Source organism: Hominilimicola fabiformis (genome assembly GCF_020687385.1).
In the GTDB taxonomy this organism is placed as follows: domain Bacteria; phylum Bacillota; class Clostridia; order UBA1381; family UBA1381; genus Hominilimicola; species Hominilimicola fabiformis.
In genome coordinates this window covers 16,931-29,295 of record NZ_JAJEQM010000024.1, presented here as the reverse complement: position 1 = coordinate 29,295, position 12,365 = coordinate 16,931, and the positions used below count along the sequence as shown (strand labels likewise).

At 38.5% G+C, this 12,365-nt stretch carries 13 protein-coding genes; 4 read left to right on the top strand and 9 right to left on the bottom strand.

Features of this window, described 5'->3' with window-relative positions; all coding sequences use genetic code 11:
* Positions 1–219: 219 nt before the first annotated feature.
* The 9 genes from rho to LKE05_RS13225 form a co-directional block, all read right to left on the bottom strand.
* The gene (gene rho / locus LKE05_RS13265; RefSeq protein ID WP_022229255.1) at positions 220–1,530 is read right to left on the bottom strand and encodes a transcription termination factor Rho; all 1,311 of its coding nucleotides are present in this window, start codon (positions 1,528–1,530) and stop codon (positions 220–222) included.
* 120 nt (positions 1,531–1,650) lie between these two features.
* Positions 1,651–3,315 carry a dihydroxy-acid dehydratase gene (gene ilvD, locus LKE05_RS13260; RefSeq protein WP_308457146.1) on the bottom strand — a complete coding sequence of 555 codons (1,665 nt, stop codon included), beginning with the start codon at positions 3,313–3,315 and terminating at the stop codon, positions 1,651–1,653.
* 13 nt (positions 3,316–3,328) lie between these two features.
* Positions 3,329–3,979 (bottom strand): CvpA family protein, encoded by a 651-nt coding sequence (locus tag LKE05_RS13255; RefSeq protein WP_022229257.1) that lies wholly within the window; start codon positions 3,977–3,979, stop codon positions 3,329–3,331.
* Between the two features lie 12 nt (positions 3,980–3,991).
* Positions 3,992–5,545, bottom strand: a complete 1,554-nt coding sequence (locus tag LKE05_RS13250; protein WP_308457145.1) for a DUF5711 family protein — start codon at positions 5,543–5,545, stop codon at positions 3,992–3,994.
* The gene (truA, locus tag LKE05_RS13245) at positions 5,545–6,279 is read right to left on the bottom strand and encodes a tRNA pseudouridine(38-40) synthase TruA (protein WP_308457144.1); all 735 of its coding nucleotides are present in this window, start codon (positions 6,277–6,279) and stop codon (positions 5,545–5,547) included. The genes LKE05_RS13250 and truA overlap by 1 nt, the downstream gene beginning before the upstream one ends.
* Before the next feature lie 16 nt (positions 6,280–6,295).
* Positions 6,296–7,114, bottom strand: a complete 819-nt coding sequence (locus tag LKE05_RS13240) for an energy-coupling factor transporter transmembrane component T family protein (RefSeq protein WP_118446343.1) — start codon at positions 7,112–7,114, stop codon at positions 6,296–6,298.
* Entirely contained in the window at positions 7,107–7,967 is an 861-nt protein-coding gene (locus LKE05_RS13235; RefSeq protein ID WP_308457143.1) for an energy-coupling factor transporter ATPase, read from the bottom strand. Before LKE05_RS13235 ends, LKE05_RS13240 begins: the two co-directional genes overlap by 8 nt.
* A complete protein-coding gene (locus tag LKE05_RS13230; RefSeq protein ID WP_308457142.1) occupies positions 7,964–8,824 on the bottom strand; it encodes an energy-coupling factor transporter ATPase in 861 nt (286 codons plus the stop codon). The genes LKE05_RS13235 and LKE05_RS13230 overlap by 4 nt, the downstream gene beginning before the upstream one ends.
* A gap of 150 nt (positions 8,825–8,974) precedes the next feature.
* Positions 8,975–9,841, bottom strand: a complete 867-nt coding sequence (locus LKE05_RS13225) for a class I SAM-dependent methyltransferase (protein ID WP_022229263.1) — start codon at positions 9,839–9,841, stop codon at positions 8,975–8,977.
* A gap of 171 nt (positions 9,842–10,012) precedes the next feature.
* Here LKE05_RS13225 and LKE05_RS13220 point away from each other — a divergent pair, with 171 nt between their 5' ends.
* The 4 genes from LKE05_RS13220 to queD are packed head-to-tail and all read left to right on the top strand — an operon-like array spanning position 10,013 to position 12,364.
* Positions 10,013–10,852 carry a prephenate dehydrogenase gene (locus tag LKE05_RS13220; RefSeq protein WP_308457141.1) on the top strand — a complete coding sequence of 280 codons (840 nt, stop codon included), beginning with the start codon at positions 10,013–10,015 and terminating at the stop codon, positions 10,850–10,852.
* Between the two features lie 12 nt (positions 10,853–10,864).
* Complete coding sequence (gene queF, locus LKE05_RS13215) at positions 10,865–11,335, top strand: preQ(1) synthase (protein ID WP_022229265.1); 471 nt, start codon at positions 10,865–10,867, stop codon at positions 11,333–11,335.
* Between the two features lie 13 nt (positions 11,336–11,348).
* Positions 11,349–12,020: a 7-cyano-7-deazaguanine synthase QueC gene (gene queC, locus LKE05_RS13210; protein ID WP_308457140.1), complete on the top strand. Its 672-nt coding sequence runs from the start codon at positions 11,349–11,351 to the stop codon at positions 12,018–12,020.
* On the top strand, positions 12,008–12,364 hold the full coding sequence (gene queD / locus LKE05_RS13205) for a 6-carboxytetrahydropterin synthase QueD (RefSeq protein WP_022229267.1): 357 nt from the start codon (positions 12,008–12,010) through the stop codon (positions 12,362–12,364). The genes queC and queD overlap by 13 nt, the downstream gene beginning before the upstream one ends.
* The last annotated feature ends 1 nt before the right edge of the window (position 12,365 follow it).

Below are 12,365 nucleotides of genomic sequence, written 5' to 3'. Positions count from 1 at the left end.
TCTCAACCCGAACACTTTTCTTCCCGTGTTCTTTAGCCCTCTCAACTGACGACTTGATTATTATACACTCTATTACCTCTTTTGTCAACACTTTTTTTCATTTTTTTTGAAGTTTTTTTCATTATACTATATATTGTGGATTATTTCTTATTATATACACTATTTGCGTCGATTACAATAAAAAAAGAACTGTAACAAATCGTTACAGTTCTCAAAAAATTATTTTCTTCCGTAATTATTAATAATCAACTCAACAAAATCCTTATTGCTGCTTGTGCTTCTCATATACTGCAAAAAGCTGACAATAGTTTCGGTATTTGAATTTCTGCCAAGCTCACGTCTTATAATCCAGCAAGCCTCTTTTTCACGGTCATTAAGCAAATCTTCTTCACGTCTTGTACCCGACTTCAAAATATCAATAGCAGGGAAAATTCGTTTTTCCTGAAGATTTCTGTCGAGTTTCAATTCCATATTACCCGTACCCTTAAATTCTTCAAAAATAACATCATCCATTCTGCTGCCCGTTTCAACAAGTGCCGTTGCCAAAATTGTAAGACTTCCGCCCTCTTCTATATTACGAGCCGCACCGAAAAACTTTTTCGGCTTATACAATGCGTCAGGATCAAGACCGCCGGACAAAGTTCTTCCTGTCGGCTGAACTGTCAAGTTATATGCTCTTGCAAGTCTTGTGATTGAATCAAGCAAAATTACCACATCTTTTTTCTGCTCCACAAGTCTTGACGCTCTTTCAAGCACCATTTCCGCAACCTTACAATGATTTTCGGGCATTTGGTCAAATGTAGAATATATAACTTCACCGTCTATTGAACGTTTTATATCAGTAACTTCTTCCGGTCTTTCATCTATTAAAAGCACTATCAATTTAATATCAGGATAATTTTCGGATATAGATTGAGCAATTTGTTTTAATATAGTAGTTTTACCTGCCTTTGGCGGTGCAACTATCATACCTCTCTGACCTTTTCCGATTGGTGCGATTAAATCTATAAGTCTTGACGCAGTTCTTGTTCTGTCACCTGTATCAAGACTTATTTTTTCTTTCGGATATATCGGTGTAAGACGTTCAAACGGTCTGCGTTTTAAAGCAATTTCAAGTGGATCGCCGTTTATAGTCTTTACAAACAGTAACGGAGAAAACTTATCTTCATCTTGTGACGGTCGGCAATCACCGACAATTTCGTCACCGGTCTTTAAATTAAATCTTCTTATTTGTGTAGGTGACACATATATATCGTTTTTGCCTGACATATAGTTCTCCATACGAAGAAAACCAAAACCGTCTGTCATTACGTCAAGCACACCCTTTACTTCAACTGCGTCTGCCGGACGTTCACGTTTTTTCGGTTGCACTTTCTGTTTTTCCTCATTTGCAATCTGTTCACGTTTTTCGCGAATCAATGCAATTATTTCATCTTTTTTTAAAGCTGAAATTTTTTCTATTCCAAGACCTTGCGCTATTTGTTTCAGTTCATCTTTAGTCTTACGTTCAAGTTTAACTCCGTCTTGCATATACTTGCTCTCTTTCTATTATATATTACCTACATTATATTTTAAATGATTTGATTTGTCAACCTTACAAAAAAACGCATTCCATATAAGAAATGCGTTTTTTGTATAATCATTTGTTCTTTAGTCGTCTAACATAACTGCACCTTGAATTGCAGAAGAAACCATCTTTGAGTATCTTCTTAGATAACCTGTCTTAACCTTTGGTTCAAGCGGAGTCCAATTTTCTTTACGCTTAGCCAATTCTTCTTCGCTGACCTTAAAGTTAATCTGGCATTTATCTATATCAATAGAAATAATATCGCCGTCTTGTACAAATGCGATAGGGCCGCCTTCAACAGCCTCCGGTGAAACGTGACCGATAGCCGCACCTCTTGTAGCGCCTGAGAAACGTCCGTCTGTAATAAGAGCAACGTCCTTATCAAGTCCCATACCACAGATTGCAGATGTAGGAGAAAGCATTTCTCTCATACCCGGTCCGCCCTTTGGACCTTCGTAACGGATAACAACAACGTCACCCTTTACAATCTTACCTGTATAAATAGCCTCAATAGCCTCTTCCTCACTGTTATAAACCTTTGCAGGGCCTTCGTGCTGCAACATTTCTTTTGCAACGGCACTTCTCTTAACAACAGAGCCGTCAGGAGCAAGATTACCCTTTAATACGGCAATACCGCCTGTTTGGCTGTACGGATTATCTATCGGACGGATTACGTTATAATCAAGTACAGTGCAGTCCTTAATATTTTCGCCCAAAGTCTTACCTGTTGCGGTAATTGTATCAAGCTTTAACAAATTCTTCTTTGAAAGCTCGTTCATAAGTGCCTGAACACCGCCTGCCGCATACAAATCCTGAACGTGATGTTCGCCTGCAGGAGCAAGGTGACATAGGTTCGGTGTTTCTTTACTGATTTCATTTGCGTAATCAAGTGTTATAGGTGCTTTTGCCTCATGTGCTATTGCAGGAAGGTGCAGCATTGAGTTTGTACTGCAGCCAAGTGCCATATCAACACGAAGTGCATTATAAATTGAATCCGGAGTGATAATATCTCTCGGCTTAATGTTCTTTTCAAGAAGTTCCATAATCTTCATACCTGCATGCTTTGCAAGACGTATTCTTTCAGAATAAACAGCAGGAATTGTGCCGTTACCCGGTAAAGCCATACCAAGGACCTCACACAGACAGTTCATTGAGTTTGCAGTAAACATACCCGAACATGAACCGCATGACGGACAAGCCGCATTTTCAAGTCTTAGAAGTTCGTCCTCATCGATATTACCCGCTTTAAATGCACCGACTGCCTCAAATGCAGTATTAAGGTCACGATACTTGTCTTTATAATTAATTGAAAGCATCGGTCCACCGCTTACTATGATAGCAGGAATATTTAATCTTGCCGCCGCAATAAGCATACCCGGAACGATTTTATCACAGTTTGGAATAAGTACAAGAGCGTCAAGACCGTGTGCAATAGTCATTGATTCGATTGAATCTGCAATAAGCTCACGGCTTGCAAGAGAATATTTCATTCCCTTATGTCCCATTGCGATACCGTCGCAAACACCGATAGCAGGGAATTCCAACGGTGTACCGCCGGCAATTCTTACGCCTGTCTTTACCGCCTCTGAGATTTTATCAAGGTGAATGTGTCCGGGAATGATTTCATTCTTAGCACTTACAACACCTATAAGCGGTCTTTCGATTTCTTCATCTGTAAATCCGGACGCTTTAAAAAGCGAACGATGAGGTGTTTTCTCTAATCCTTTTTTTACTATATCACTGTACATTTCTTTTTCCTCCTTAGATTTTCATAAATAGTTGAAGTAATATATTATAATTATATAAATATTTTACTGCATATGTTTTGTCAATCATTTCATACAGATTGCTCTCTGCCGGTGCAAACATTGATACAAGTGCAAGCAACAAAAATATAATAAAAATTATATTTATCGTTGCAAAAATTCCACCCATAAATTTATTTACACCTTTTATAATCGGCGCTTCCGTAATACCGTTTATTATCATATACACCGCCATAAGTATAAGACGTATTATGATAAACAGTGCCACGCAGGCGATAACCGTCAAGCAAAGATTTGTAAGCCACATTACGGTTTTTTCGTTTATCGAATTAACCGCATTGTTGGTGCTGTCAATTTGATTTGTCATATCACTTTGAATAAACTCCGGCAAATTCAGTGTTTCGGCAATATCAACACCTCCGCCCTGCGGAATATTGACATTTTCCGCAATCTTTGTGCTTATGTTATTTGCCAAAGCCGAACCTGCAAGAAAGTTTACCGTAGGCGTTTTAAGTGCAAGAACAAGCACTATTGTTACAACCAATGCGACTATTTTCCAAACCGATTTTACAAATCCCTTTTTATAACCGATAACAAACGATATGACAAGCACTGCCAATAAAATAATATCAAGAGTTATATTCATGCCATACCCCCTTTATACGGTTACAACTTCAAGGCTGTTTGAATAAATCACCACAAAGGTTGTATCCGATACTATAATCAGATTTTTTATATCCATTGCGGCAGTATATTTTGACATTACTTTTGAATTTGTTTTTCCAAAGTAAATATCTCTGCCTATGTTATAAAGTATATATTTTTTATTTATGTCTATAAAGTCAGTAACGCCTATAAGGGTTGTACTGTTCTTTAAAAAACCGTTTTTGCTGTACAAATTCAGCATAGGTATATTACCGTCGTCAAATGCCAACAGTTTATTGCCGTTTGAGTCTATTGCCGAATGTGTAAGCTGTACATTTGAAAAATCGTTGTCATAAACAATCTTTCCGCTTGATGAAATTCCCGTAACCCTGTTGTCGCCAAACGCATTAACCTTATCACCCACGAACTGAAGTTCATATACAACGGTATCGGGCATTTCGATTTTTGCATAGCTTTCTGTTTCATTTACGTTAAAAAGCTGTACTGTTGTTTTTGCGGTTACATCGGAATTTAAAAGTGCCACTGCGACACTTCTCGACGCCGCCGAAATATCGGCACATATAACCGCGTCACTTCCCGACGCCCACGAGAATATTTGTTCGCCTGATTTATTATATACAGATATACCGCCTCTGTATGACGATTTATCCGTAACAACCACTACATCACCGTTTGAAGAAAGTTCTGCCGACATAACAGTATCGGGATCGTCTACGTCATATTGAAGTTTATTGTCAATGTACAAACAAATTTTATTTCTGCCTTTTTCGGCAATTAAAATATAATTTCCGTCTACCTTTAATATCGGATCAACTATCGCCGTATCTATTTCCCACACGACAGTTCCCGTTCCATCAATATACGACATATGATTCATTTTCGCACATACAACACCGTTTTTGTACGGTACAAATTCAGTTTCATTCGCACCCTCAAAAGAAACAATTTCATTTGACTTTATTTCTGTATTGTATTGTTCATCAGGTTTTTGTGTTGGGTCGGGTAATTGATTTTTGTCTGTTTTACTCGTTTTAAATACTTTAGATATATTGTTTGAAAAATTATTTTTGTAATTTCCGATTATTCCTGTATCTATCATTATAAAAGCGATTACAACAATTATACCTATTATCACACCTATGATTATACCTTTGTGGTCTCCGATTTTTAAATCGTCAAAAAATCCGACATCCGTTTCATAATCGGGATAATCTGTATCATCATCGTAATTTACATTATTGCTTAAAGTTTTTTCTTCTTCGGAATTATTTTCTTCATCTGCTTCTTCTAAAGCAAGCTCGTCTTCCGGTTCTTCATCTGCTTCTTCCGAAACAGGTTCTTCTTCGGTTTTTTTGTTTTCCTCACTTACTTCTTCCGAAACAGGTTCTTCCTTATCCGATACAGTTTCATCGTCTGTTTCCGTTATTTCATCATCCAATTCATCATCTGTTTCGGGTTCATCATCAAATGTATTACGTTTTTCGTCCTCCGCATAATGTATGAGGTCACTTATTGAACTTTCATTTATTTCGTCATCGTTTTTCATCAGTAATACACCTCCTTCAGACAAAGGCCTTGCGGCGGAGCGGTTATACCTGCTCTTTCTCTGTCTTTTGAATTTATTATGTCTGTCATATCGTTCGGATTAATCTTTCCGCCGCCGACAAAAACAAGCGTTCCCGCAATAATTCTTACCATATTGTAAAGAAATCCGTTTCCGACAACATCAATCGTTATTATATCCCCGTTTTTATCAACATCAAGCAAATAAATTTCTCTTACAGTTGTTTTAACCGAAAATCCGCTTGATGCAAAACCTATAAAATCATGTTCACCGATAAATGCCTTTGCGGCAATCCGCATTTTTTCTATATCCAAAGGATATTTATAATGCCACGAATATCTGTTCATAACCGCATCGGGAAATTCACGGTTTAAAATTTTATAAACATATCTCTTTTTCACCGCACTACTGTTTGAATGAAAATTTTCGTCAGTATCTTCCGCCTCAAAACAAACAATGTCATTCGGTAAATATGTGTTTAACGCATACGGCAGTTTTTCAGACGGTATTCTTGAATTTGTGAAAAAGTTGCATACATAGTTTTCGGCGTGAACACCTGTATCTGTTCGTCCGCAGCCTGTCAAATGTACATCTTCATTCACAATTTTCTGAACGGCTTTTTTTACAATTTCCTGTACTGTTATGTCATTTTTCTGTATTTGCCAGCCGTGATAATCAGTACCGTCATATTGAATTTTCAGTTTAATATTTCTCATTATACCATTTCCATTACTAAATTTCAATTAAAAATTCTACCGCCATAATAAGAGCAGCCGCCAAAACAAATACGATACTTGCTCCCAAATCGACTTTAGTCATATGCGTTTCTTTCATTTTTGTACGGTTATTGCCGCCGTTGTAGCACCTTGCCTCCATAGCCGTTGCAAGCTCGTCGGCACGTCTGAACGCATTTACAAAAAGCGGTACCAAAAGTGGTATCATAGCCTTTGCACGTCTTATTATATTCCCTGTTTCAAAGTCCGCACCTCTTGCCATTTGTGCTTTCATAATCTTGTCCGTTTCTTCGGCAAGCGTCGGAATAAATCTTATTGCAATAGTCATCATCATTGCAATTTCGTGTGACGGAACTTTTATTTTATTGAAAGGTTTTAACAGTTTTTCTATTCCATCCGTAAGCTGTAAAGGTGACGTTGTAAGCGTAAGAAGTGACGTTCCCATTACAAGATACAAAAGCCTTATAACCATAAGTGAACCGGATTCGATACCCTCTTTTGTAATCTTTAAAGTAAACTTAAATATCTTCAGTGCCCATACCGTATCACCCGGCGTCATAAACACATTAAGTACCGCCGTAAAAATAAATATCCAAAGCATTGGCTTTAAGCCTTTTAATATCATTTTAAAAGGTACACCGCTTATAAGAATTAATGTTATTGTATAAATCGTAAATACGACATATGAAATCGGATTTTTTAAAATGAACAACAATACTATGTAAAGTATCGTCATTATTATTTTTACGGGCGGATTCATTTTATGGAGCGGTGAATTACCCGGAACGTACTGTCCTATTATTATATCTTTAAACATTGCCGCCACCTCCGATTAATTTTTTAATTGCGTCCGCGGCATATTTTACCGTATAAATATGCTCGGGCAAATCATAACCGGCAAGTCGCAGTTTATCGGTAAGCAATGTTACTTGCGGTACATTAAGACCGATTTTCTGCAAATGCTCCGCTTGTGCGAACACCTCCGCAACCGTTCCCTGCATTTCAACGTGTCCGTCATTCATAACGATTACACGTTCGGCGGTTTTTGCAACGTCCTCCATTGAATGTGAAACGAATATAATTATCATTTCTTTGTTTTCTTCGTGAAGTTTTTTTATCGTTGCAAGTATTTCATCTCTGCCTTTCGGATCAAGTCCCGCGGTCGGCTCGTCCAGTATAAGCACTTTCGGATTCATTGCAAGCACACCGGCTATTGCAACCCTTCTTTTTTGACCGCCCGACAAGTCGAACGGCGAACGCGTTAAATGCTTTTCTTTAAGTCCGACAAGTGCGGCACTTTCTCTTACTCTTTTATCAATTTTTTCATCACTGAATCCCATATTTTTAGGACCGAATGCAATATCTTTATATACAGTTTCTTCAAAAAGCTGATGTTCGGGATATTGAAACACAAGTCCGACTGTTTTTCTGACAAGTCTTAAATCGGCTTTCGGAGCGGTAACGTCAATACCGTTAATAATAATTTTGCCCGAAGTCGGTTTTACAAGTGCGTTGAAGTGCTGAATAAGCGTTGATTTTCCGCTGCCTGTATGACCGATAAGTGCAACAAGCGAACCGTCCTCAATTTCAATATTCACATCATAAAGTGCTTGACGTTCAAAAGGCATTCCCTGCTGATATATATAATTAACGTTTTCTGCTTTTATCATCTTTTTGTTTCTCCCAAAATTCTTATAATTTCATCAAAACACTCATCAACAGTCAGCACATCATCTGAAATTTCTATCCCCATTTTACGAAGTTCATACGCAAGTTCCGTAACCTGCGGAACATCAAGACCGAGTGACTTTAATTTTTCAACATTTTTAAATACTTCTTTCGGCGTACCGTCAAGCACAATTTCACCATCGTCAATAACAACGGTTCTGTCCGCCTGTGCCGCTTCGTCCATATAATGAGTTATAAGCACAACTGTGATGTCTTTTTCTTCGTTAAGCATTTTTATCGTCTTTATAACTTCACTTCTGCCTTTTGGGTCAAGCATTGCTGTCGGCTCGTCAAGTATAAGTATTTCGGGATTCATTGCAAGCACCGACGCAATCGCCACTCTCTGCTTTTGACCGCCCGAAAGCTTTGACGGTGAACTCTGGGCATACTTTGTCATATTGACTATTTCAAGACACTCGTCAACACGTCTGCGTATCTCTTTAGGCTCAACACCGAGATTTTCGGGTGCAAACGCCACCTCATCTTCAACCAGTGCCGCAACCATTTGGTTATCGGGATTTTGGAAAACCATACCTGCCGACTGACGTATATTAAATATATTATTTTCGTCAGCCGTATCCATACCCTTTACATATACCTTACCGCCTGACGGCAAAAGTATAGCATTAAAATGTTTTGCAAGAGTTGATTTTCCGCTGCCGTTGTGACCGAGTATGGCGGTAAAAGAACCTTTTTCTATTTCAATGTTAATATCCTTTAAAACTTTTTCCTCTTTTATCTCTCCGCTTTCCATATCTTCTTCACGGTAAATAAAAGAAAGATTTTTTGTTTCTATCATTTAATTTGTTCCTTTAAATTTATTTTGTACTGTAAGCAAAAAGTAGTGTTGTGGGCAAACTATAATAAAATTGTTCACAGTGCTGCTTTGAAACTTGCGGTGCCGTACGAGGTGTACTGCCCCAAGTGAAAAGTAGTGCTGTGGGCAATTTTATTCTTGCCAGCGTCCGCTGATACCGCATGGGAGGACTAGATTATTTGATTTCATTGTAAGTCCGATTTCATCGGCAGTGATTTTACCGCCGTATTTTCTGCCTACGGTCATAGAGAGTACATTTATAAGCACTTGTGCGCTAAGACCTGTCGTATATGAATTTATAAGGAAAAATAATGGTTTATCCGAAAGAATTTTCATACATTCTTCAATTAACGGATAAAGTTCATTTTCAATCTTCCAAACCTCACCCGACGGACCTCTGCCGTATGACGGCGGATCCATAATTATTGCGTCATACTGACGACCACGTCTGTTTTCACGCTGCACGAATTTAACAACGTCATCGACAATATATCTTACCGGTCTGTCGCCAAGTCCCGACGACACAACATTTTCTTTCGCCCAAGTTACCATACCCTTTGACGCATCAACGTGTACAACTTCCGCACCTGCTTCAAGTGCCGCAACTGTTGCACCGCCTGTATATGCAAAAAGGTTAAGTACTCTTATAGGTCTGTCCGCCTTTTTTATAAGCTCTGAAAACCAATCCCAATTTACAGCTTGTTCGGGAAAAAGTCCTGTATGCTTAAATCCCATAGGCTTTATATTAAAAGTCAAATTGCGATAATTAACAGTCCAACGCTCGGGAAGTTTCTTATTCAAGTACTCCCACTTTCCGCCGCCCGATTTTGAACGGTGATACCAAGCGTCAGCCTTATTCCAAAGTTTTTTATCCGATTTCAAACTCCAGACTGCCTGTGGGTCGGGACGTCTTAAAAGATAATCTCCCCAATATTCAAGTTTTTCTCCGTCAGCACTGTCTATAAGTCTGTACTGCTCCCATTTATCTGCACTCCACATACTAATCTCCTATTTCAAATTATAAGTATTCAATTTAATATTTTATCATTTCAACATATATATCGTCAATAGCCGACAGGTAAAAATATAAAATTTTAATATATATATTCACAATTTGCGAATTTTGTGATAAAATATAGTTTGAATTATGGTAGAACGGAGTGAAAATAAATGAAAGTAGCAATAATTGGTTTGGGTTTAATCGGCGGTTCAATCGCACGCAGACTTCGCGGTTTTCACAACTGCACAATTTCCGCATACAACCGAACATCCGAAACTGTCTTACTTGCAAAGCAGGACGGTGCAATAGACGAAGGAAGTTCGGACGTAGGCGAAGTAATGGATAATGCTGATTTAATCATACTTTGTCTTTATCCGCAGCTTAATGTCGATATGGTTAAAAACAACTTGTCACACATCAAACCGGGTGCGGTTATAACAGACGTTTCCGGTGTTAAGGGTTTTATGATTGATGAAATGTCTAAAATACTTCCCGACAATGTGGACTTTATCGGCGCACATCCTATGGCAGGACGTGAAGTCGGCGGTTATCAAAGTTCGACCGACACACTTTTCAACAAAGCGTCATTTCTGATTACGCCGACAAAGAAAAACAAACCCGAAAATATTGCTCTTATTCGTGAGCTTGCCGAATATATCGGCTGTAAGCACGTTGTCACAACAACACCGGAAGAACATGACGCGGTAATCGCATACACAAGTCAGCTTATGCACGTTGTAGCCGTTGCTCTTTGCGACAATCCTATGATTGAACGTTCAACGTTTTTCAGTGCGGGAAGTTTGCGTGACTGTACAAGAGTCGCGATTATAAACGCTCAAATGTGGAGCGAACTTTTCGTTGAAAACAAGGAACAGCTTGTAAACAGAATACACGAAATGCAGGCAAGTCTCGGAAAGATTGCCGAAGCGGTCGAAAACAGTGACAGAGAAAAGCTTGAAGAAATTATGACTCACGCAACCTCTCAAAAAATGAAATGGTTAATGGAATAAAAGGAGTTTATTATGCCGAGAAACAAAGAAGAAACAGAGGGTTTATCACTTTTAGGTAACAAAAAAACAGTCTACAAGGACACATACGCACCGGAGGTACTTGAAACATTCGTAAACAAGCACCAAGGCAACGATTATATGGTAACGTTTGACTGTCCCGAATTTACGTCGCTTTGTCCAATCACAGGTCAGCCGGATTTTGCAAAAATCACTATCAACTATATTCCAAACGTGAAAATGGTTGAATCAAAATCATTAAAGCTGTATCTTTTCAGTTTCAGAAATCAAGGTGATTTTCACGAGGACTGTATCAATATTATAATGAAAGACCTTGTTAAACTTATGGAGCCGAAATATCTTGAAGTTAAAGGTATTTTCACACCGCGCGGCGGCATATCTATTTATCCGTTTGCAAACTACGGTCAACCGGGTACTAAATATGAAAAAATCGCTGAAAACAGATTGTTTGACAGCTTAAAATAAATGGAGGATTAAAATGAAAAACAGAAAAGCACTTGTTGTTTTATCGGGCGGTCAGGACAGTACAACTTGTCTGTTCTGGGCAATAGACAAATTTGGTAAAGAAAATGTATCTGCAATAGGTTTTGACTACGGTCAGCGTCACAAGCTTGAGCTTGAATGTGCAGACAAGATTTGTAAAAAAGTCGGTATTCCTTATGAAATCGTTCCGACGCCTATTATAAATCAGCTTTCCGCAAATTCACTTACGCGTGAAGATATTCCCGTTGAGGAAACAAAGCCGGAGGGTGCACCGCCGAATACATTTGTTGAGGGCAGAAACTTATTGTTTTTAAGCTATGCCGCTATATATGCAAAAACTCACGGCATAACAGACCTTGTAACAGGCGTATGCGAAACAGATTTTTCTGGTTATCCGGATTGTCGTGATATTTTCGTTAAATCTCTTAATGTTACAATCAATCTTGCTATGGATTACAATTTTGTTATCCACACACCGCTTATGTGGCTGAATAAGGCTGAAACTTGGAAAATGGCTGACGATTTGGGTGTACTTGACACTATTTACAACGAAACACTTACTTGTTATAACGGCGTACTCGGCGAAGGCTGCGGACACTGTCCGTCATGCACGCTCAGAAGACGCGGTTACGAACAATATATGGAGATGAAAAAATGTACGAAGTAAAGAAAAGATTTGAAATAAGTGCGGCACACAAGTTAGACCTTGACTACGACTCAAAATGCACGAATTTTCATGGTCACAACTGGATAATTGACGTATATCTTCAAAGTGAAACTCTTGACAAAAACGGTATGGTTCTTGATTTTACACACATCAAACGCAAAATTCAAGACAAGTTTGACCACAAGGTTATTAATGAAGTTGTACCGTTCAATCCTACTGCCGAAAACTTGGCGAAATACATTTGCGATGAGCTTGCACCATTCTGTTATCGTGTTGACGTACAGGAAAGTCAGGACAACATTGCAAGCTACATCAAAGATGATGTTAAAATAAAACTATTATAAG

What these genes read in the sequence shown, in the direction of transcription:
- rho (WP_022229255.1), bottom strand. Translation starts at nt 1,530, where the DNA reads ATGCAAGACGGAGTTAAACTTGAACGTAAGACTAAAGATGAACTGAAA.
- ilvD (WP_308457146.1), bottom strand. Translation starts at nt 3,315, where the DNA reads ATGTACAGTGATATAGTAAAAAAAGGATTAGAGAAAACACCTCATCGT.
- LKE05_RS13255 (WP_022229257.1), bottom strand. Translation starts at nt 3,979, where the DNA reads ATGAATATAACTCTTGATATTATTTTATTGGCAGTGCTTGTCATATCG.
- LKE05_RS13250 (WP_308457145.1), bottom strand. Translation starts at nt 5,545, where the DNA reads ATGAAAAACGATGACGAAATAAATGAAAGTTCAATAAGTGACCTCATA.
- truA (WP_308457144.1), bottom strand. Translation starts at nt 6,279, where the DNA reads ATGAGAAATATTAAACTGAAAATTCAATATGACGGTACTGATTATCAC.
- LKE05_RS13240 (WP_118446343.1), bottom strand. Translation starts at nt 7,114, where the DNA reads ATGTTTAAAGATATAATAATAGGACAGTACGTTCCGGGTAATTCACCG.
- LKE05_RS13235 (WP_308457143.1), bottom strand. Translation starts at nt 7,967, where the DNA reads ATGATAAAAGCAGAAAACGTTAATTATATATATCAGCAGGGAATGCCT.
- LKE05_RS13230 (WP_308457142.1), bottom strand. Translation starts at nt 8,824, where the DNA reads ATGATAGAAACAAAAAATCTTTCTTTTATTTACCGTGAAGAAGATATG.
- LKE05_RS13225 (WP_022229263.1), bottom strand. Translation starts at nt 9,841, where the DNA reads ATGTGGAGTGCAGATAAATGGGAGCAGTACAGACTTATAGACAGTGCT.
- LKE05_RS13220 (WP_308457141.1), top strand. Translation starts at nt 10,013, where the DNA reads ATGAAAGTAGCAATAATTGGTTTGGGTTTAATCGGCGGTTCAATCGCA.
- queF (WP_022229265.1), top strand. Translation starts at nt 10,865, where the DNA reads ATGCCGAGAAACAAAGAAGAAACAGAGGGTTTATCACTTTTAGGTAAC.
- queC (WP_308457140.1), top strand. Translation starts at nt 11,349, where the DNA reads ATGAAAAACAGAAAAGCACTTGTTGTTTTATCGGGCGGTCAGGACAGT.
- queD (WP_022229267.1), top strand. Translation starts at nt 12,008, where the DNA reads ATGTACGAAGTAAAGAAAAGATTTGAAATAAGTGCGGCACACAAGTTA.